This window comes from Mesorhizobium sp. NZP2234, assembly GCF_013170765.1.
Lineage (GTDB): Bacteria > Pseudomonadota > Alphaproteobacteria > Rhizobiales > Rhizobiaceae > Mesorhizobium > Mesorhizobium loti_D.
In genome coordinates, this window is record NZ_CP033364.1 from 212476 (window position 1) to 231790 (window position 19315).

Annotated in this window: 20 protein-coding genes; 10 read left to right on the forward strand and 10 right to left on the reverse strand. The window is 61.9% G+C overall.

Features of this window, described 5'->3' with window-relative positions:
* Positions 1 to 378 precede the first annotated feature (378 nt).
* The 3 genes from trpS to EB230_RS00975 all read left to right on the forward strand — a co-directional run bounded on the left by trpS (position 379) and on the right by EB230_RS00975 (position 3038).
* On the forward strand, positions 379 to 1446 hold the full coding sequence (gene trpS, locus EB230_RS00965; protein ID WP_172371079.1) for a tryptophan--tRNA ligase: 1068 nt from the start codon (positions 379 to 381) through the stop codon (positions 1444 to 1446).
* A 255-nt stretch (positions 1447 to 1701) separates the two neighbouring features.
* Positions 1702 to 2193, forward strand: a complete 492-nt coding sequence (locus tag EB230_RS00970; protein WP_056569549.1) for a universal stress protein — start codon at positions 1702 to 1704, stop codon at positions 2191 to 2193.
* Between the two features lie 275 nt (positions 2194 to 2468).
* Entirely contained in the window at positions 2469 to 3038 is a 570-nt protein-coding gene (locus tag EB230_RS00975; protein ID WP_056570395.1) for a NifU family protein, read from the forward strand.
* Between the two features lie 164 nt (positions 3039 to 3202).
* On the opposite strand, the gene EB230_RS00980 is transcribed toward EB230_RS00975, so the two are convergent.
* On the reverse strand, positions 3203 to 3820 hold the full coding sequence (locus EB230_RS00980) for a L,D-transpeptidase (protein WP_056569547.1): 618 nt from the start codon (positions 3818 to 3820) through the stop codon (positions 3203 to 3205).
* Positions 3821 to 4045: 225 nt separating this feature from the next.
* Between EB230_RS00980 and cueR the strand changes: the two genes are divergently transcribed.
* The gene (gene cueR, locus EB230_RS00985) at positions 4046 to 4459 is read left to right on the forward strand and encodes a Cu(I)-responsive transcriptional regulator (protein WP_172371080.1); all 414 of its coding nucleotides are present in this window, start codon (positions 4046 to 4048) and stop codon (positions 4457 to 4459) included.
* Positions 4460 to 4487: 28 nt separating this feature from the next.
* Here cueR and EB230_RS00990 read toward each other — a convergent pair whose 3' ends face one another.
* Positions 4488 to 4661: a helix-turn-helix domain-containing protein gene (locus tag EB230_RS00990; protein ID WP_244494023.1), complete on the reverse strand. Its 174-nt coding sequence runs from the start codon at positions 4659 to 4661 to the stop codon at positions 4488 to 4490.
* A 506-nt stretch (positions 4662 to 5167) separates the two neighbouring features.
* Between EB230_RS00990 and EB230_RS00995 the strand changes: the two genes are divergently transcribed.
* From EB230_RS00995 to EB230_RS01005, 3 genes are all read left to right on the forward strand, one after another.
* Positions 5168 to 6121, forward strand: a complete 954-nt coding sequence (locus tag EB230_RS00995; protein WP_172371082.1) for an IS1595 family transposase — start codon at positions 5168 to 5170, stop codon at positions 6119 to 6121.
* Between the two features lie 371 nt (positions 6122 to 6492).
* Positions 6493 to 7449, forward strand: a complete 957-nt coding sequence (locus tag EB230_RS01000; protein ID WP_172371084.1) for a hypothetical protein — start codon at positions 6493 to 6495, stop codon at positions 7447 to 7449.
* On the forward strand, positions 7418 to 7603 hold the full coding sequence (locus EB230_RS01005; RefSeq protein WP_172371085.1) for a hypothetical protein: 186 nt from the start codon (positions 7418 to 7420) through the stop codon (positions 7601 to 7603). The genes EB230_RS01000 and EB230_RS01005 overlap by 32 nt, the downstream gene beginning before the upstream one ends.
* Here the strand turns inward: EB230_RS01005 and EB230_RS01010 are convergent.
* From EB230_RS01010 to EB230_RS32445, 3 genes are all read right to left on the reverse strand, one after another.
* Entirely contained in the window at positions 7600 to 8259 is a 660-nt protein-coding gene (locus tag EB230_RS01010; RefSeq protein WP_348646676.1) for a DUF4760 domain-containing protein, read from the reverse strand. The two genes, EB230_RS01005 and EB230_RS01010, sit on opposite strands and share 4 nt — an antisense overlap.
* A 217-nt stretch (positions 8260 to 8476) precedes the next feature.
* Positions 8477 to 8821, reverse strand: a complete 345-nt coding sequence (locus EB230_RS01015; RefSeq protein WP_172374960.1) for an antibiotic biosynthesis monooxygenase family protein — start codon at positions 8819 to 8821, stop codon at positions 8477 to 8479.
* A gap of 46 nt (positions 8822 to 8867) precedes the next feature.
* On the reverse strand, positions 8868 to 9254 hold the full coding sequence (locus tag EB230_RS32445) for a hypothetical protein (protein ID WP_210261334.1): 387 nt from the start codon (positions 9252 to 9254) through the stop codon (positions 8868 to 8870).
* A 163-nt stretch (positions 9255 to 9417) separates the two neighbouring features.
* On the opposite strand from EB230_RS32445, the gene EB230_RS01020 reads away from it, so the two are divergent.
* A complete protein-coding gene (locus tag EB230_RS01020) occupies positions 9418 to 9918 on the forward strand; it encodes an MmcB family DNA repair protein (RefSeq protein ID WP_172371087.1) in 501 nt (166 codons plus the stop codon).
* A 26-nt stretch (positions 9919 to 9944) separates the two neighbouring features.
* On the opposite strand, the gene nhaA is transcribed toward EB230_RS01020, so the two are convergent.
* From nhaA to EB230_RS01045, 5 genes are all read right to left on the reverse strand, one after another.
* Positions 9945 to 11138: a Na+/H+ antiporter NhaA gene (gene nhaA / locus EB230_RS01025; RefSeq protein WP_056569541.1), complete on the reverse strand. Its 1194-nt coding sequence runs from the start codon at positions 11136 to 11138 to the stop codon at positions 9945 to 9947.
* A 274-nt stretch (positions 11139 to 11412) separates the two neighbouring features.
* Positions 11413 to 11976 (reverse strand): ActR/PrrA/RegA family redox response regulator transcription factor, encoded by a 564-nt coding sequence (locus EB230_RS01030; RefSeq protein WP_010913121.1) that lies wholly within the window; start codon positions 11974 to 11976, stop codon positions 11413 to 11415.
* Positions 11977 to 12040: 64 nt separating this feature from the next.
* Positions 12041 to 13372, reverse strand: a complete 1332-nt coding sequence (locus EB230_RS01035) for an ActS/PrrB/RegB family redox-sensitive histidine kinase (protein WP_056569538.1) — start codon at positions 13370 to 13372, stop codon at positions 12041 to 12043.
* A gap of 26 nt (positions 13373 to 13398) precedes the next feature.
* Positions 13399 to 15861 (reverse strand): ATP-dependent helicase HrpB, encoded by a 2463-nt coding sequence (gene hrpB / locus EB230_RS01040; protein ID WP_172371088.1) that lies wholly within the window; start codon positions 15859 to 15861, stop codon positions 13399 to 13401.
* A gap of 57 nt (positions 15862 to 15918) precedes the next feature.
* The gene (locus tag EB230_RS01045) at positions 15919 to 16809 is read right to left on the reverse strand and encodes a DMT family transporter (protein WP_056569532.1); all 891 of its coding nucleotides are present in this window, start codon (positions 16807 to 16809) and stop codon (positions 15919 to 15921) included.
* Positions 16810 to 16836: 27 nt separating this feature from the next.
* On the opposite strand from EB230_RS01045, the gene EB230_RS01050 reads away from it, so the two are divergent.
* Positions 16837 to 17535: a PIG-L deacetylase family protein gene (locus EB230_RS01050; protein WP_172371089.1), complete on the forward strand. Its 699-nt coding sequence runs from the start codon at positions 16837 to 16839 to the stop codon at positions 17533 to 17535.
* A 234-nt stretch (positions 17536 to 17769) separates the two neighbouring features.
* The gene (locus EB230_RS01055) at positions 17770 to 19101 is read left to right on the forward strand and encodes an ABC transporter substrate-binding protein (protein WP_056569526.1); all 1332 of its coding nucleotides are present in this window, start codon (positions 17770 to 17772) and stop codon (positions 19099 to 19101) included.
* Positions 19102 to 19315 lie beyond the last annotated feature (214 nt).

The following is a 19315-nucleotide window of genomic DNA, read 5'->3' on the forward strand; positions in this document are numbered from 1 at the left end:
CAAATGTTGATGTCGGCGCCGCCCCTCATTGCCCTGCCGGGCATTTCTCCCCGTAAACGGGGAGAAAGAAGCTGAGTGCGACGACGGCGCTTCCTGCAAACCTGGCGATTGGCGAAACCGGCGATGACGACGTCCTTCTCACCGTCACCATACGGGGAGAAATGTCCGGCAGGACAATGAGGGGCGGTGCGCACCTGTCAGACTGAGAGATAGGCGCAACAAGCGCGACGCCTGCAACGAACAGACAATTCAGCCTGAAGCAATGGCGCCGCGGGCTCTCCTGCCTCTTGATCCTCCCCACACTCTCGTTCATAAGCGCGCCGTCGAAAAGACTTTCGCCGCGCGCGAAACGGCCCTCCACAAGCCCTGAGGAACCCCATGTCCGCCTTCAAGCCCCTCGTCTTCTCCGGCGTCCAGCCGACCGGCAACCTGCATCTCGGCAACTATCTCGGCGCCATCAAGAAATTCGTCGCCCTGCAGGCCACGTCCGACTGTATCTACTGCGTCGTCGACCTGCATTCGCTGACGGCGCAGCTCGTCCATGACGACCTCGCCGACCAGACGCGCTCGATCACCGCCGCCTTCCTTGCCTCCGGCATCGACCCCAAGAAGCACATCGTCTTCAACCAGTCGCGGGTGATGCAGCATGCCGAGCTCGCCTGGATCTTCAATTGCGTCGCGCGCATCGGCTGGATGAACAAGATGACGCAGTTCAAGGACAAGGCCGGCAAGGACCGCGAGAATGCCTCGCTGGGGCTGCTTGCCTACCCCTCGCTGATGGCCGCCGACATCCTGCTCTACCGCGCCACGCATGTGCCGGTGGGAGAGGACCAGAAGCAGCATCTGGAACTGACCCGCGACATCGCCCAGAAATTCAACAATGACTTTTCGAGCCGCATCGCCAGCCTTGGGGTCGGCGTCGAGATGCATGTTGGCGAGGAGACGGTGAACGGCTTCTTCCCGATCACCGAGCCGGTCATCGGCGGCCCGGCGGCACGCATCATGAGCCTGCGCGATGGCTCGAAGAAGATGTCGAAGTCGGATCCGTCGGACCTTTCGCGCATCAACCTGACGGACGATGCCGACACCATCTCGAAGAAGATCCGCAAGGCCAAGACCGATCCGGAAGCCTTGCCGAGCGAAGTCGACGGGCTGGAAAGCCGGCCGGAAGCGGAAAACCTGGTCGGCATCTATGCGGGCCTGGCCGAGATTTCGAAGGCCGACGTGCTCAAGGAATTCGGCGGCCAGCAGTTTTCGGTGTTCAAGCCGGCGCTGGCCGACCTCGCGGTGGAGAAGCTGGCGCCGATCGCCGACGAGATGCGCCGCATCCAGGGCGACCGCGCCTATGTCGACGCGGTGCTCAGGGATGGCGGCGAACGCGCCGGCGTGCTGGCCGAAACGACCATGAAGACGGTGCGCGACATTATAGGCCTGCTGCAGGGCTGATCCCGGCGGCGGTGCACCGCATTGACACTGGCACAAGGCCGGCCGCTTGCGGCCGGTCGAAGCGGGTGGCAGATTGCGGCCGAAAACAAACTCGTGTCCCTGATTTTGAAATTCGCCAGAGTTGTAATGCGAATTTCAAAATCAGGGACACGAGCAAACTATTGATTTCTAGTGTCGTTTTTGATTTCGAAGTTCGCTCGGGGCGGGATATCGAAAGCAGGCGAACTTCGAAATCACGACACTAGGTAGATAGACATGGTCTCCAAACGCCTTAGCCGCGAAGCCGGTCATCGCAGGAAATTCCTGGCGATCATCGACGACACGCCCGAGTGCGAACGCGCCGTCGCCTACGCTTCGAAACGGGCGCTGAGCACCAGTGGCACGCTGGTGCTGCTCTATGTCATCGTACCGGACGATTTCCAGCACTGGCTGGGCGTCGAGAAGATCATGCGCGAGGAGGCGACCGCAACGGCGCGCGCGGCCCTCGACGGCCATGCCAACAAGGTGCGCCAGAAGCTCGGCATCGAGCCGGAAATGGTGGTGCGCGAAGGCAAGCCGACGGAAGAGATCCACAGGCTGATCGAGGAAGACCAGGATATCGCCATCCTGGTGCTGGCAGCCGGCGCCGGCAAGGAAGGGCCGGGACCGCTGGTCGGTGCCGTTGCCGGCAAGGGGGCGGCCTTCCCTATTCCGGTCACCGTCGTGCCGCAAAACCTTTCGGACGAGGAGATCGACAGCCTCGCCTGAGATGTATTGAGATTCAGGTGAGGCCGGCCTGCCAATGGCGGCTTCCAGCGCTGCCGGTGCTCACGCACTTCAAGTACGCTCCGCTCCGGTTCTCGGAAACCGCCATTCTCGACTCGGCCTGACCTCATTCTCAACACATCCCGCGTGAGTGCAGGTGAGCAAAAACATTCCGCCAGCCAGCCGTTCCGGCGACGCGTTTCGCTTGAATGTCCAGCCAATAGAGCCTATTTAGAACTATTCCAAACTAGCTGCCCGAAATGGGCACGGAGACGGCCATGTTCATCCAGACCGAATCGACGCCCAATCCGGCGACGCTGAAATTCCTGCCCGGCAAGGAAGTGCTCCTGGAAGGTACCGCCGATTTCCGCGACGCCGATAGCGCGGCCACGGCCTCGCCGCTGGCCGGCCGGCTGTTCGAAATTCCCGGCGTCACCGGCGTCTTCTTCGGCTACGACTTCATCACCGTGACCAAGGATGGCCCCGACTGGCAGCACCTGAAGCCGGCGATCCTCGGCGCCATCATGGAGCATTTCATGTCCGGCGCGCCTGTCATGGCCAAGACCGGCCCGGCCGCCGAGACGAGCCAGACCGGCGAATTCTATGACAAGGCGGACGAGGAACTCGTCATCACCATCAAGGAACTGCTCGATACACGGGTGCGCCCGGCAGTGGCCCAGGACGGTGGCGACATCACCTTCCGGGGCTTCGAGAACGGCACGGTGTTCCTGCACATGAAAGGCGCTTGCGCCGGTTGCCCGTCATCGACGGCGACGCTGAAGCACGGCATCCAGAATCTGCTTCGCCATTTTGTGCCCGAAGTTCAGCAGGTCGAGCAGGTCGCCTGATGTTTTTTGCGCGCCGCCTCGTCGGCGTGCGGGCGCACCTGAAGCATCCTGTTCGTGAATAACAAAAAACCGGGCCGAATTGCCCGGTTTTCTGTTTGGGACGTCCGTTGTTGCCTAGACGGTCCGCGCACGAAAGGTTTGACCTGATCCTGAGATCAGGATGCTTACATCACGATGACCTTGGCGCCGACCGAGGCGCGGTCATAGAGATCGATAATGTCCTGGTTCATCAGCCGGATACAGCCAGACGACATCGCCTTGCCGATCGAATTCCATTCCGGGCTGCCGTGCAGGCGGTAACCCATGTCGCCGCCCTTGTTGAAGAGATACATGGCGCGCGCGCCGAGCGGGTTCTTGAGGCCCGGCTCCATGCCATTGGCGAACTTCGCCAGTTCCGGCTGGCGCTTGATCATTTCACGGGGCGGCGTCCAGGTCGGCCACTCGCGCTTCAGCGCGATATGAGCGGTGCCATGCCACTCGAAGCCCTCGCGGCCAACGCCGATGCCGTAGCGGATCGCGCGGCCGTCACCCTCGACGAAATAGAGGAACTTGTTCTGCGTATCGACGATGATGGTGCCTGGCTTTTCCTTGGTGTCGTAGTTCACCTCCTGTCGGTGATACTGCCTCGGCACTTTTTCGATCGGGATGCGCGGCAACTGGTAGCCAGCGTCGGACACCGCGCCGTAGTCGTTTGAGAAAATCTGCCCGCCGATGGTGCTGCAACCGGCGATAGCAGTGGACAGCGCCAATGCGGCAATTATTGCAAGCGACTTCATGCGCATGGATGATCCGGTGCCCTGCCCAACGCCAGCGGCACGAGTCGGCCGCTTTCTCACCATCATTCATGCTGGCATTTGCTTTGCTTGCCAAGCACACGATGCCTATATCCGTGGCCTTACGTGCTGGTAAGCGTATCAGTATGGCATTTCGGCAACAGCCTTCACCAGATTGTGAAGTAAATTCAATGGGCCTGAACCGCGCGGGCCACAGGATCGAGGATCTCCGCCATGAATGTCGGCGACGCCGCCCACCGTTCAGGACTGCCAGCCAAGACCATCCGCTACTATGAGGAGATCGGCCTGATCGCGCCCGCGCGTGCCGCCAACGGCTACCGTGATTATTCAGGCGACGACGTCCACCGGCTGGCCTTCCTGCGCCGCGCGCGCAACCTCGGCTTTTCCATCGACGATTGCCGCCAGTTGATGGCACTCTACCGGGATCGCGGCCGCGCCAGCGCCGACGTACGCGAGATCGCCGCCGCCCATGTCACAGCAATCGAGGAGAAGGTGCGCGAACTGCAATCCATGCGCTCGACGCTGCAGAAGCTGATCCATGCCTGCCATGGCGACGACAGGCCGGACTGCCCGATCCTGGATGACATGGCGGGGACGGCGGCGGGAGCCGACCAGGCGGTCCGCTGACCGGATCAGTCCAGGCCGCCCGAAAAACCTACCCGCCGCGATACTGCGTGGGCGACGCACCGAACGGCACCCGGAAGCGGCGATTGAAATAGGACACGTCGTTGAACCCGGCGGCAAGCGCGATATCGCTTATCTTCATCGCATCCTTGCGGACGTCCGACAGCATGGCGGATTTCTGGCGCGCCGAGAATCTGCTCGCCACGGTTCGGCGAACCAGGGACTTCAGTCTTATTTGCGCAATTGCTAATATATATGTAGGTTAGTCCGCGCGGGGACGATCATACCCAAAGCCCAAACCCGCAATGGCCGGCGCAGCCCCCCTATAGACCCAAAGCCAAACTGCGCCGGCCATTCCGCCAGCCACCTTCCGCAACGTCAAGCTTCATATGCTGAATAACTAAAGTAATGGAACGTCCAATGGACATTGACGGAACCAAAACGGTAACGTCAGACCTTTGCTTTTCTGACGCAAGACTTTAGTCCTGCCGTCCTATGGTTAGGATCGGAAGTTGATCGAGGCGAGATAGGGCCGTCTCGCAACAGGTCAATAGCAGACCGCACTTGACCGGATCATGGTGCGATCGCGGAAGGTCGCTTCCGGTTCAACGGGTTTGTCAACCATATAATCGCCCGGCACAAGGCGATTATCTGGTTGACAAACCCAAACCGGAGAGGTAGAAAGATTCCAACAACTTAGGAACTTTCGCCATGTCCGTTCTGTCTCGCCCCGAGTTCCACGACGAAGCCAAGGCTTTCGAGCATGTGGAAGGCATTCTTTGGCCGAATGGTCCCGTCTGCCCCAAGTGCGGCTCTGTTGACCGTCACTATTCCCTGAAGGGCGTTCGCACCAAGCCCTCTAAGAAGAACCCCCACGGCGTCGAGCGTCATGGCCTGTACAAGTGCAGCGCCTGCCGCTCGCAGTTCACGGTTCGCATGGGATCCATTTTCGAGGAAAGCCATTTGCCACTGACCAAGTGGCTTCAGGCCATCCACCTTATGTGCGCCTCTAAGAAGGGTATCAGCGCCCACCAGATGCACCGCATACTCGAATGCACCTATGAAGCGGCTTGGTTCCTGTGCCATCGCATTCGGCTTGCAATGGCATCTGGCGACTTCTCCCCGCTTGGCGGCAACGGCAAGACCGTAGAAGTTGACGAGACGTACATCGGTCGCCTCAAGGGTACCCCGGTTAAGTCGGGCGGCGGCGCACACAAGAACACTGTCGTTACGCTTGTCGAGCGTGGTGGCCGTGCCCGTTCCTTCCACGTCGATACCGCCCGCATGGGCAACGTGATGCCGATCGTTCGCGCCAACATCGCGAAGGAAAGCGCTTTGATGACGGACGAGAGCGGTGTCTATCGCCGCGCGGGCCAGGAATTCGCCTCGCATGATGTAGTGACGCATTCCAAGGACGAATATGTTCGCTACGAAGGCGAAAAGACCATCCACACCAACACCGTGGAAGGCTTCTACAGCGTCTTCAAGCGCGGCATGAAAGGCGTTTACCAGCATTGCGCCGAACACCATCTGCACCGCTACCTTGCCGAGTTCGACTTTCGTTACTCGAACCGCATCGCCCTTGGCGTTGATGATGGCACGCGTGCTTTCATCGCCTTGAAGGGTGCATCCGGTAAGCGCCTCACCTATCATAGACCTGCTTGACGAGAAGCGGACGCACTTCCGAAAGCCGGTGCAGCTAGAGCTTCCGCTTTGGCGCTACACGAAGCCCTCCAGTCCCGGCAAACAGATCAAAGAGATTCACAAACGAAAGCGGCGGTGATATGCTCACCGCCGCTTCCAGTTTTTGACTTGGTGGCCCACTTCGAGGCTTCGTGACCCTGCCGGTTGCGAAGCCTCTTTGTTTATCCCGCGCCATGTCCGTGGACCGTGACTACGGCTAGGGGGACTCTCCTTATCGTCACTACAGCCTCCTGTGTTCGATGCGACTCAATCTACACGCGGCCATGATGTCTGTCTAGACATTTTGAATAAGCCAGTGTATATAAGCCAGCATAAAGCCAAAGGAGATCGCGATGAACGTTTCCGACAAGCCAACGCCGGCCGTGCTGCCGAAGATCACTCAGGGGCGCAGCCCTGCATATCCATCCATCCCTTTGTCGAAGGCGGTGGAGCGTCTGCAAACCGTCATTGATGCGGGGGTTGCGCGCAATGCCTATCCGCCTGAAACGTTCTACAAGCTCTGGGAGATAGGCGCTCAAAGCAGCGGAGCCCGGGCTACAATGGCGGCCCTCAACCATTTCGGGCTTGTTGACTATGATGGGCGCGGAGATGTCCGCAAGGTCAAGGTGAGCGACCTTGGCATCAAGATTGGCTTGGACAAGGTACCTGGGAGCCCCGAGCGGGCGCAGGCATTGCAACTGGCTGCGTTAACACCAGCTATCCATTCCGATCTCTATCAACGGTATCAGAACATGCTGCCGGCCGATGTTGTGCTGGCGACCTATCTAACGCGGGATCGTGGCTATAATCAGTCGACGGTAGCGTCATTGATTGAGGAGTACAAAGACACATTGGCCTTTGCCGGCCTTGACAAGCCAGTCTCAAAAGCCGATTCTGCCATAGCGCCGCCAAGTGACCCGCCGCCCCCTCCGCAGGTCAAGGTAGGCGACTTCGTGCAGATCGAAATCAACGGGTCGTTCCTGCTAAAGGAGCCAAAGCCCATCGACGAGATTCGAGAGCACGAAGGCGAACTGTGGGTGTTCGTGAAGGGGGAGAAAGCAGCGGTAAAGATGGAACAAGTCACTTTGCAGGCTGCGCCGCCTGCTGCCGCTAAGATACCGCCGGTGCGCGAACTCCAGAACGATCCGCCGCCGCCGAACATGCCAGATGTTCGCATGGTTGGTGACCGGCTTATCATCTCGGCGGACGTAGATCTGAAAGGGCTGCGAAAGCTGCGAAAGCAACTTCGCATGTTTGAATCCATGCTATCAATGGGCGATGACGAAGAACCCGAACAAGACGACGCATGAGCGTCAAATCGATAAGTTCAAAGAGGCGGCGCGCGAACTGAAAACCGATCAGTCCGACGCCGCCTTTGAAGCCGTGGTGGACAAGATTGCCCACGCGCCGAAGCTGACCCAGGAACAGATAAAGGAATTGGTTAGGCGGCGACGCGAAACCTAAGTTCGTGGGTCGTTCGGGAGAGAACTTCCATCCGCGTTCGGAGGATAGGCTTCATCGATTGGTGCGGGTTGCACAACGGGCGCTGGTGAATAGTCCTCATTGAGTTTTATCGCTTCGTCACTCCAAGCCTCGGCGACGGATTGGAAGTGAGTGAAAAGAGCGTGATAGTACTGCCATTCGTCCTTGGCGCTATCCCACTTCCAACGCTCTCTCTGGATAAATTGAGACGCCGCATTCCAATCCCGTACAAACGGTCCGCGCATCCAATTGCGGTAAATGTCCGCATCTAGGATGTTCTGTAGAATGCCAATTGAGACCAGCTCGTAGTGATTGAGATAGTCCAAGACCTGGTGACGTTCTAATTTAAGAACGTCGGTCGCCGGGTTGTGCAAATGGGCGAAGCTTCCTTGTAACCTATTGGCCGAAAAAACCTTCTGACGGTCACGATAATGGGGTGTGGATTCGACTTTTTCGATCATATCTAAGGTCGCGCGCTGTCTCCCCATCGCTCTGGCTGACATGACGCCAGCCCATGCGACTAGCACGGAAATTAGAATGATTGCAGGCGATAAGAGATCAACCCAGCTAAACGACGGAGCGGCACAAACGTATATCGCTTGTGCCGCTCCTGAATTAGCTAGTGATGTGCAATCCACGGGTTAGTCCCGCGCACCTTCCCTAACGAGCATCGTAACCTCCATAGCTACAACCCTTGTAGTCGTAATTGACACTGACCAAAAACGGGTTTCGTGTCAACAGAGTTCCAGAAAGGGGCCAACTTTCCGTTAATAAATATGTGGAGGATCACGATCACCTTTTCAAGCGACTGACAATCCGTTTTTGCGGCCATTCCCCTATGGCTGGGTAGCGCGCCTAGCCATACAATGCGCGAGAGTCAGCAGGCGCCTCTGTGCGGTTTCCCATGCTGTAGTCCCAAAGGACGGCGCTGGCCCGTATGTGATAGTCGCGGAGTATGCCGCCACGGCCTTTAGCCATAATCACGCGATGCTCTTCGAGATTGCGCCAGCGCGCCAACGCGGCTTCGTCGCGCCAGAGTGAAAAGGACAGGTACTTTCCTGGCTCTATGGTACTCTCAAACCGCTCCGCCGATATGAAGCCGTCAATAGCTTCGAGTTGCGGCCGTATTTCCTTGGCCAAAGCAAAGTAGTCGGCGAGCCGTTCTGGGTAAGGCCACAGTTCCGAGACGACAGCTATCACCATGGGGATACCCCTCTAGTATGCAGCGGACGTTTTTTCGTCAGCTTCAACTCGTTCCCTTGGGCACGAAGAAACACGTCCACCTGAATCTATGATAGGCCTCGAACTTCATGTGGGGAATGATCGTTCGGTAGAACGTCATTAGACGCTCACAGAGATGGTAGCGGTCATCTAGGGAGGCTTGGGCGCGCTCCTTGGGGATAAACCACTCTGGCTCTTGTGGCTCATTCAGATAGGCAGGACGGGGCATGCGGACGTAGTAGCCGTCTTTGGTCTCTCTCACAGAGTGAGAGTCTATCGGATAGCAATCTTTGTTGCCGCAGCAATCATAATGCAGGACCGGGTCTTTTTTGCCGGTATACCAATCGTGTGCATCTACGTCGCCCGCAAAGAGAAGCCCTGCCAGCGCGATCCATCCCCGTGGCTGTTTCATGATCCCCTCACTTTTTGAGGGATAGAATATATTAGCTAGCTCTAATTGTCAGCATGCCGGCCTGTCAGGTTTATATTCCTATTTCACTTTGGGTTTGTCAACCAGATAATCGCCCGGCACAAACGGGTTCAAACCGTGAACAGAATCTGGCATGGTGCTTGTCATGCCAATCATCTCTCCCATCGCAATCAACCCTCTCATCGACGGTCGCCAGTCCGAACGCGCCATGCTGGTGCGGCGTGGCGTGCAGCGGCTGCTGATGGAAATGGGCGCGCATGTGCTGCCTGAACTGTCGCTGGCCACCGGCCGCCGCGCCGACCTCGTGGCACTGACCCGCCAGGGCGATATCTGGATCATCGAAATCAAATCCTCGATCGAGGATTTCAGGGTCGACCGCAAATGGCCGGACTACCGGCTGCATTCCGACCGCTTCTTCTTCGCCACCCATCCCGGCGTGCCGGCCGAGATATTTCCGGAGGAGTGCGGCTTCATCCTGTCCGACGGCTACGGCGCCGAAATCATGCGCGATGCGCCGGAGCACCGCGTGGCGGCGGCGACGCGCAAGGCGCTGATGCTGCGGATTGCGCGCGCCGGTGCCTCGCGGCTGCTGGCGGCGGAACTGGCCGGCGTCTCGGTGCCGGTTCTGGAAGGGGAAAGCGAGTAGTTCGCGGGCCTGCCCGGCATCCGCCGCTACTCGTCACCGCCCTCCGCTCCAGCAGCAGGCGCCATCAGCAGCACGGCGGCGCCGAGGATGGCGGCGATGAAGGAGCCGGCGAGAATGCCGACCTTGACCGCGTCCTGCAGGGCCACGTCGCCGGCGAAGGCAAGCAGCCCGATGAACAGGCTCATGGTGAAGCCGATGCCGCAGAGCAGCGAGATGCCGAGCATGTGTGACCAGCCGGCATGGGCCGGCAAGTCGGCCAGGCCAAGCCTTATGGCAAGCGCGGACGAGCCGAGCACACCGACGAGCTTGCCGACCACCAGGCCGGCGGCGACGCCCAGCGTCAACGGCTCGATCAGCGCGCCAAGGCTAAGGACGGCGAGCGAAACGCCGGCATTGGCAAAACCGAAAATGGGGATGATGACGAAGGGCACGATCTTGTGCAGGCCATGCTCCAGCCGGTGCAGCGGCGAATGGTCGAGGTCGTGGCCGATCCCGGCCGCGCGTTCGAGCGGGATGGTCAGCGCCAAGGCGACGCCGGCAAGCGTGGCGTGGACACCTGATTTCAGCACCAGCACCCACAGGATGGCGCCGAGCACGAGATAGGGCACCAGCGTCATCACCCGCATGCGGTTGAGCACGACGAGCACGGCAATGACGGCGAAGGCGGCGCCGAGATAGGCCAGCGACAGGCCGCTGGTGTAGAAGATGGCGATGATGATGACGGCGCCGAGGTCGTCGATGATGGCGAGCGCGGTGAGAAAAACCTTCAGCGAGGCCGGCACGCGGCTGCCGAGCAGCGACAGCACGCCGAGCGCGAAGGCGATGTCGGTGGCGGTCGGGATCGCCCAACCGGACAGTGCGGCCGAATTGTCGCGGTTGATGGCGACATAGACCAGCGCCGGAACCAGCATGCCGCCCGCCGCCGCGATGCCAGGCAGGACACGGCGCGGCCATGTCGAAAGCTGGCCATCCAGCATCTCGCGCTTGATCTCCAGCCCGACGAGCAGGAAGAACACCGCCATCAGCCCGTCATTGATCCAGTGCGAGACGCTGAGCGGGCCGAGATAGGCGTGGAGCACGGAGAAATAGGTTCCCGACAGCGGCGAGTTGGCGACGATCAGGGCAAGGGCCGCCGCCACCATCAGGACGATGCCGCCGGCTGCTTCGCTATCGAGAAATTCGCGGAAGACGGAAACCGGCCGCTGTTTCAAGTCCTGCATGTCGCCTCCGTTATACTCTGCCAAATGCCCTTACAGACGTTTGCGCTGCCCCCTCACCTGCCTGCCGGCCCCCTCTCCCCGTATAGTGACGGGGAGAGGGGGCGCTGTCATTGGCCGATTTCGCCAACCGCCGACGTCACAGGACGGGCGCCGACATTGCGGCCAGCTTCTTTCTCCCCGTCGCTATACGGGGAGAAATGCCCGGCAGGGCAATGAGGGGCGGCGCCTGCTTCGTCAATTGGCATCGTCGCCATGGGTCGAACCCGGTCCGATCCTAGCGCGGTGCGCGCTTGGCCAGTATCCGCTGCAGCGTGCGGCGATGCATGTTGAGCCGGCGAGCGGTCTCGGAAACGTTGCGCTCGCACATTTCGTAGACGCGCTGGATGTGCTCCCAGCGAACGCGGTCGGCCGACATCGGGTTCTCCGGAGGCGCGGCGCGTTCGCCCGAGGTGCGGGTCAGCGCCGCGAAGATGTCGTCGGCGTCGGCGGGCTTCGACAGATAGTCGACGGCACCGAGCTTCACGGCGGTCACCGCGGTGGCGATGTTGCCGTAGCCGGTCAGAATGATGGTGCGGGAGTCCTCGCGCTTCTCGCGGATGGCGGCGACCACGTCGAGACCGTTGCCGTCGCCGAGCCGCATATCGACCACGGCGTAAGCCGGCGGATTGGCGCGGGCCTTGCCCACGGCCTCCTCGACACTCTCGGCGGTCTCGACCACGAAGCCCCTGGTTTCCATGGCGCGGGCCAGACGGGTGAGGAACGGCTTGTCGTCATCGACGATCAAAAGCGAGGTGTCTTCGCCTTCAACCATTGCGCCAATATTTTCATCGCCTGTCATTGTCTTGAAAATTCCTGCTGCCTTAATTTTACGCAGATATAGTTTTGCGCCGCTATTGTCCAATTTACGCAGTGTCAAACATGGTGGCGGGGGCCGTTTCCGGGTTCAGGAAGACTGTTCTCGGCCACGAAATCTGGACCACGGCGCCCTCGCCCAGGCCGCTTGAATTGCGGAAATCGAGCGCGGCACCCGAGCGTTCGAGCAGTGTCTTGGCAATGAAAAGGCCGAGCCCAAGGCCTCCACCAGCCTCCGTGCCCTGGCGGGTCGACATATAGGGCTCGCCGATGCGATCGATGATCTCGGGTGGAAAACCCGGCCCGTCGTCGATGATCGAAAAGGTGACGGTCGCCTCGTCCCAGCTCCAGCGCACGGTAACGCTCTTGCGAGCGAAATCGACGGCGTTCTCGACCAGATTGCCGAGACCATAGATGACGCCGGGATTGCGGCGGCCGACCGGCTCGGGCCCGATGCGCTCGCCCGGGCGAAGCTTGATCGAGATGCCGAAGTCGCGATGCGGCGCGGTGACCTCCTCGACCAGCGAGGTCAGCGGCAGGCGGGAAAGATGCGCCTCGCCCTCGGACGACAGGCTGGTCAGGCGCTTGAGGATTTCGCGGCAGCGCTCGCTCTGCGAGCGCAGCAGCTTCACGTCTTCCCCGTATTTCGGGTCGCTGCCGAGCGCTTTTTCCATCTCCTTGGCGACAAGCGTGATGGTGGCGAGCGGCGTGCCAAGCTCATGCGCCGCGGCCGCCGCCAGGCCATCGAGCGCCGAAAGGTGCTGCTCGCGCTGCAACACCAGTTCGGTGGCGGCAAGCGCATTGGCCAGAAGCCGGGCTTCGGCGGCCACACGGAAGGCATACATGGCCGTGAAGGCGATCGAGGACAGCACCGCCATCCACATGCCGGCGACATAGATGAAAGGCATCGCCAGCGGCGCGCCTTCATACCAGGGCAAGGGCAGATGGATGAAAACCAGCAACGTCGCCGCGATCATCACCAGCCCGCCGAGAATGGCGGTCAGGCGCAAGGGCAGCGAGGTCGCCGAAATGACGACGGGCACGGTCATCAGCAGCGAGAACGGATTGGTCAGGCCGCCGGTCATGTAGAGCAGGCCGGCAAGCTGCAGGCTGTCGAAGATAAGGATGCCGAAAGCGGCTAACGGAGTGAGCCGGTGCGCGGCCGGAAAGCGGAACGCCAGGAACAGGTTCATCCAGGCCGAACAGGCGATCAGCGCGAAGCACAGGCTGACCGGCAGCGGGAATTTCAGGCCATAGGCGACGACGAGCACCGTTACGCTCTGGCCGACAATGGCAAGCCAGCGCAGCCGGATCAGCGTGTTGAGACGCAGCCTCTGGCTTTGCTGGAAATCGGGCGCACGCAAAACATTGATCATGGCCATGGATTACAGCCGCGGAGCGTCCAAGGCTAGGTCCCGCGCGGTTTAGCGCGGGCGGTAGCGGCGGCAAGCAGCGGATTCTCCGGCCAGACATGCTTGGGATAGCGCCCGCGCATGTCGGCGCGCACATCGGTCCAGGAGCCGCGCCAGAAGCCGGGCAGGTCGCGTGTCGTCTGGATCGGCCGGTGCGCCGGCGACAACAGTTCGAGCGTCAGCGGCACCGTGCCGTTGGCGATCGAGGGATGGCGGTCGAGGCCGAACAGTTCCTGCACACGAACCGCCAGCACCGGCCATTCGCCGTCATAGCGGATCGGCACATGGCTGCCCGACGGCGCGTCGAAATGCGTCGGCGCCAGGGTATCGACCTTGCGCTGGAGGTCGTGCGGCACCAGCGAGGCAAGGCCGGCCGCAAGAACCCCGGAATCGACGGCGGCCAGGGATGCGGCGCCTGACAGGAACGGCAGCAGCCAGTCGTCGAGGCGCTCGATCAACGCTTCATCCGACATATCGGGCCAAGGCGCTCCGAGGCCGCGATGCAACCAGGACAGCCGCTGACGCAGCGTCTCGGCCTCCTTGCTCCAGCTCAGCAGCGACAGCCCATGCTCGCGCAAGGCGTCAAGAATGGCGCGGTCGGCCTCGGCGCCTGAAGGAGCGGGCAACATGCGCTCCGCGAGCGTGATGGCGCCCAGGCGAACGGTCTCGCGCACCCGCACGGCGCGCCGGTCGCGATCGAAGCTCGTTTGCCGGCGCGTTTCGATCCGGTCGGCCAGCGTGGCGCGGATGTCGTCCTCGCCAATTGCCGCGGCCGCGGCGATGCGCGCGTTCTGCGCCTTGCCCTGCAGGTCGGCGACAACCAGGAACGGCTCGCCCGCCAGCGGGTCGGCGGCATCGAGCATGGCGCCGGAACCATTGGCCAGCACGAAGCGGCCGCGCTCGCCCCGCGCCTTGGCGACGCGGTCCGGCCAGGCGTGAATGAGCAAGGGACCAGCAGGAACAGCCGCGCTGTCCTTCGCGCCGCTCGCCTGTCTTGCCAACCGCTCCGCCAGCTGCCGCGCGGCGACGGCGCGCGGCGATCTTTCCGCGCGAAAGCGCATCAGCCGCCGTTCGAGGTCGGCGCCGTCGCCACCAAGGCCGCGCTCGGTCAGCAGTACGGCCAACATAGCCGCCTCCCCGGCATGGCCGCTCCTCGCCGACTCGGCGACCATATGCGCGAGCCGCACCGGCAGAGCGAGCTTGCGCATGGCCATGCCCGCTTCCGTCAGGCGGCCTGCCCCGTCGAGGGCGTCCAGCGCGCGCAGCAGCACCCTCGCCTCGTTGAGCGCCGGCGCGGGCGGCGGATCAAGGAAGGCGAGCGCCGTTGGATCGGCAACACCGAAGGCGGCGCAGTCGAGCAGCAGGCCCGACAGATCCGCCTCGAGAATTTCCGGCGGCGTGAAAGCGGGAAGCGCCGCCGTCTGTTCGGCGCGCCACAGCCGGATGGCAACGCCGGCCTGCGTGCGCCCGGCGCGGCCGGCGCGTTGGTCCGCGGAAGCCTTGCTGACACGCACGGTTTCCAGTCGCGTCAGTCCGCTCGCCGGCTCGTAGCGCGGCAGCCGCGACAGGCCGGAATCGATGACGACGCGCACGCCGTCGATGGTGATCGAGGTTTCGGCGATGGACGTTGCCAGCACCACCTTGCGGCGACCGGGCGGCGCGGGCTTGATCGCGGCGTCCTGCGCCTTGCCGTCGAGCTGGCCATAAAGCGGCACGATGTCGGTGTCGGCGCCGACCTTGTCGGCCAGCCGTTCGGCCGTGCGCTCGATCTCGCGCTGGCCGGGCAGGAAGGCAAGCACGCTGCCGCTTTCGTCGGCGAGTGCAGCGCGGATCGCCTTGGCCATGGCGTCCTCGATCGGAATACCGGCCGGCCGTTCGTCGTAGCGGATGTCGACGGGAAAGGCGCGGCCCTCGCTTTCGATCACCGGCGCGCCCGACAGGAGCTTGCCGACGCGGGCGCCGTCCAGCGTCGCAGACATGACAACCAGGCGCAGATCCGGCCGCAGCGCGCCTTGCACGTCGAGCGCCAGGGCAAGGCCGAAATCACCGTCCAGCGAACGCTCGTGGAATTCGTCGAAAATGACCGCCGAGACACGGGGCAGTTCGGGATCATCGAGGATCATGCGTGCCAGCACGCCCTCGGTGACGACCAGGATCCTGGTCCGGGCCGAGGTGCGGTTCTCCATGCGCATGGCATAGCCGACCGTACCACCCGGCTCCTCGCCCAGCAATTCGGCCATGCGCCGCGCGGCAGCGCGGGCGGCGAGCCGGCGCGGTTCGAGCAGAACGATCCGGCCGCTTCCCAGCCAGGACGCGTCCAGCAGCGCCAAGGGCACCAGGGTCGTCTTGCCGGCGCCGGGCGGCGCCACCAGCACGGCGCTGTTGCCATTGCCAAGCGCTTCGCCGAGCGCCGGCAACACAGCTGTGACCGGAAGCTCCGGCAAGGGTTTCGTCTTCATCGCGCCCGCATATCAGCGGTCCCGGTCGCCGTGCAACTTTATCGCGCTAGCGCCTGGTCAAAGCCGGGTCCGCGAAAACGGGTTCCAGCGCACCGTGCCGAGCCTCACCTCCTCGCGCACCATCGTCAGCAGGCCGGAAGCGCCGACAACCGCGAGGCCAACCAGCGACAGCCAATCGGGATATTCCTGGAAGAACAGCGCGCCGAGGATGACCGCCCACACGATCTGCGAATAATGCGTCGGCGCGATCCGGTTGGCGGGCGCGTATTTGGCCGCCAGGAGCTGCATGAGCTGCCCGCCGGCGGTGAAGGCGCCGGCCATCGCCAGCCAGACGAGCTGCACGGCATTCGGCAAGGTGAAGGAGCTGGCGGCGGCGCCAGCTCCGTTGAACAGCAGGCCATAGCCGACAAGCACGCCGAGCATCGATGTGCGCTTCTCCTGCTGGGCGAGCGAGCGCAGCAGGATAACACTGGCCGCGGCGAGAAAGGCGTTCACGAAGGCGGCCAGATGGCCGAGGTTCAATTCCCGGAAACCCGGCCGCACCACCAGCATCACCCCGGCAAAGCCGGCGACCACGGCCAGCCATCGCCAGGGGCCGACCTTTTCCTTCAGGATGACGGTGGACAGGATGGTGACCAGCAAAGGCGCCAGGAAGATCAGCGCGTAGACTTCGGCAAGAGGAATGTGGGTGAAGGCGTAGACGCTGAGCACGCCCGACGCGATGCCGGCCAAGGCTCGCGCCTGCACGGCCCATGGCCGCTTCATGCGCCAGAAATCGCGCCAGCGTTCACCCGCGGGGCGGCTGAAGAACAGGAAACAGCCGGCGAACAAGGTGGAGAAGAAGCCGATCTCGAAGACGGTGAACTGTCCGCCCAGGCTCTTGATCACGGCATCGCTGCCCGAATAGCTTGCATAGGCGATCAGGGCGAGCAGGATTCCGTTCGGCACGTTTTTCCATTTCCGGGAGAGAGTAGCTTGAGAATATTGGCGCTCGGTGCGCATCCGGACGACATCGAGATCTTCATGTTCGGTACGATGGCCGCCTATGCGGCGCAAGGCGCAGAACTCACTTTTGCCGTGGCCACGGATGGTGCCAGGGGCGGCAAGAGCGATGCCAAGGTCCTCGCGCGTATCCGTCGCGAGGAAGCGACGGCGGCGGCCGCGCTGCTGGGTGCTGCACCGCGCTTCCTCGACTTTCCCGATGGCGAACTGGTGGCGGATGCAACGCTGATCGGCGCGCTGAAGGCGCTTGTACGCGAAACCGGGCCGGACCTGGTCATCACGCACGCGCCCAACGACTATCACGCCGACCATCGCGCGCTGTCGGACGGCGTGCGCATCGCGGCCTCGTTCGGCGTCCCCGTGCTGCATGCCGACACGATGGGCGGCACCGGATTCTCGCCGACGCACTATGTCGACATCGCCGCCTATCGGGACATCAAGACGCAGGCGATCCGCGCGCACCGCTCGCAACGGCCGGAGCAATATGTCGACAGGGCGCGCATCCAGAATGAATTCCGCGCCGGCCAGTGCAACGGCCTCCCCGGTTCACTGGCCGAGGCCTTTCGCTTCGAGCCGACATTTCCCTTCGCCGACATACGCGCCTTGCTGCCGCCCGCGCCGCCGGTCCGGCCGGTGACGCCACAACCCAACGCCATCGACCAAGCCAACTGAGCGGCTGCCGGAAAAACTCTCCGGCGGTCATTTCCCAACGATTTCAATCACCCGTTTCGTCATGTTGCGGCGCAGCAACGAATTCGCTTGCCTTGTTTAGTAAAAATTGCATCACTAAACAAATTACTAAACATCCGCGGTGCCGAGACACCGCCATGTTTAGGCCTCTGAGGAGAGAGGTTCGAGGGCTCTTGAAACCGTCATCCGGGCGCGTTTCGCAAATGGGAGGAAGACATGAAATCGAGCTTGAAACTGGCGTTGGGACTGGCCTCGGCGATTACAGCGTCGACAGCCGTCTCGAACGTCGCGCACGCTGAAGACCTGACGCTGTGCTGGGCCGCATGGGACCCGGCAAACGCGCTTGTCGAACTGTCCAAGGATTTTACCAAGGAAACCGGCATCGGCATGAAATTCGAATTCGTGCCGTGGACCAACTATGCCGACCGTTTCCTCAACGAGCTGAACTCGCACGGCAAATTGTGCGACCTGATCATCGGCGACAGCCAGTGGATCGGCGGCGCGGCCGAGAACGGCCACTACGTCAAGCTGAACGACTTCTTCGACAAGGAGAAGATCAGCATGGACGACTTCGTGCCGGCGACCGTCGTCGGCTATTCGGAATGGCCGAAGAACACGCCGAACTACTGGGCGCTGCCGGCCATGGGCGACGTCGTCGGCTGGACCTACCGCAAGGACTGGTTCTCCAAGCCCGAGCTGCAGAAGGAATTCAAGGAAAAGTATGGCTGGGATCTCGGCCCGCCGGCCACATTCGACCAGCTGAAGCAGATCGCCGAATTCTTCCAGAAGCGGCAGATCGACGGCAAGACCGTCTATGGCGCCTCGATCTACACAGAGCGCGGCTCCGAAGGCATCACCATGGGCGCCATGGATGTGCTCTACAGCTACGGCTTCCAATATGAGAACCCGAAGAAGCCCTACGAGATGGAAGGCTTCGTCAATTCGCCCGACGCGGTCAAGGGCCTGGAATTCTACAAGGCGCTCTATGATTGCTGCACCCCGCCAGGCGCCTCCAACAGCTACATGGGCGAAGGTGTCGATGCCTTCAAATCCGGCCAGGTGGCGATGCACATGAACTTCGCCTTCACATGGCCCGGCCTGCAGAAGGACGAGAATGTCGGTGGCGACAAGATCGGCTATTTCGTCAATCCAAAGGGTCCCGGCGGTGCACAGTTCGCACAGCTCGGCGGCCAGGGCATTTCGGTGGTCTCCTATTCCGACAAGCAGGAATCGGCGCTGAAATACGTCAAGTGGTTCGCCAACAAGGACGTGCAGGCCAAATGGTGGTCGCTTGGCGGCTATTCCTGCCTGAACGCGGTGGTGAAGGATCCGAAGTTCCCAGCCAGCCAGCCCTACGCGCAGGCCTTCCTCGACTCGATGGCCATCGTGAAGGACTTCTGGGCCGAGCCGAGCTACGCGCCGCTGCTGCAGGCCTCGCAGAAGCGCTTCCATGACTATGTCGTTGCCGGCCAGGGTTCGGCCAAGGATGCGCTCGACGGCCTGGTCAAGGACTGGACCCAGGTGTTCCAGGACGACGGCAAGATGTAACCGGCTCCTCCCGAGCTAAGACCCAAGAGCCGGATGATTTCTGGGCAAATCGACCAGAGATCATCCGCCTCCGGCCTCAACGAGAGAGAGAGCAAGATGTCGTCCGAAAACCGCCTCACACTTTTCGGCATCGTGCTCTTGGTCCCGTGCCGCCCTTGGCACGGGACGCAGTTCAGATAAATTCCATGACAGAGACGACCCAAGTGACCGAAGC

Coding starts and splice junctions, on each gene's coding strand:
- trpS (WP_172371079.1), top strand. CDS start 379: ATGTCCGCCTTCAAGCCCCTCGTCTTCTCCGGCGTCCAGCCGACCGGC.
- EB230_RS00970 (WP_056569549.1), top strand. CDS start 1,702: ATGGTCTCCAAACGCCTTAGCCGCGAAGCCGGTCATCGCAGGAAATTC.
- EB230_RS00975 (WP_056570395.1), top strand. CDS start 2,469: ATGTTCATCCAGACCGAATCGACGCCCAATCCGGCGACGCTGAAATTC.
- EB230_RS00980 (WP_056569547.1), bottom strand. CDS start 3,820: ATGCGCATGAAGTCGCTTGCAATAATTGCCGCATTGGCGCTGTCCACT.
- cueR (WP_172371080.1), top strand. CDS start 4,046: ATGAATGTCGGCGACGCCGCCCACCGTTCAGGACTGCCAGCCAAGACC.
- EB230_RS00995 (WP_172371082.1), top strand. CDS start 5,168: ATGTCCGTTCTGTCTCGCCCCGAGTTCCACGACGAAGCCAAGGCTTTC.
- EB230_RS01000 (WP_172371084.1), top strand. CDS start 6,493: ATGAACGTTTCCGACAAGCCAACGCCGGCCGTGCTGCCGAAGATCACT.
- EB230_RS01005 (WP_172371085.1), top strand. CDS start 7,418: ATGACGAAGAACCCGAACAAGACGACGCATGAGCGTCAAATCGATAAG.
- EB230_RS32445 (WP_210261334.1), bottom strand. CDS start 9,254: ATGAAACAGCCACGGGGATGGATCGCGCTGGCAGGGCTTCTCTTTGCG.
- EB230_RS01020 (WP_172371087.1), top strand. CDS start 9,418: ATGCCAATCATCTCTCCCATCGCAATCAACCCTCTCATCGACGGTCGC.
- nhaA (WP_056569541.1), bottom strand. CDS start 11,138: ATGCAGGACTTGAAACAGCGGCCGGTTTCCGTCTTCCGCGAATTTCTC.
- EB230_RS01030 (WP_010913121.1), bottom strand. CDS start 11,976: ATGACAGGCGATGAAAATATTGGCGCAATGGTTGAAGGCGAAGACACC.
- EB230_RS01035 (WP_056569538.1), bottom strand. CDS start 13,372: ATGGCCATGATCAATGTTTTGCGTGCGCCCGATTTCCAGCAAAGCCAG.
- hrpB (WP_172371088.1), bottom strand. CDS start 15,861: ATGAAGACGAAACCCTTGCCGGAGCTTCCGGTCACAGCTGTGTTGCCG.
- EB230_RS01055 (WP_056569526.1), top strand. CDS start 17,770: ATGAAATCGAGCTTGAAACTGGCGTTGGGACTGGCCTCGGCGATTACA.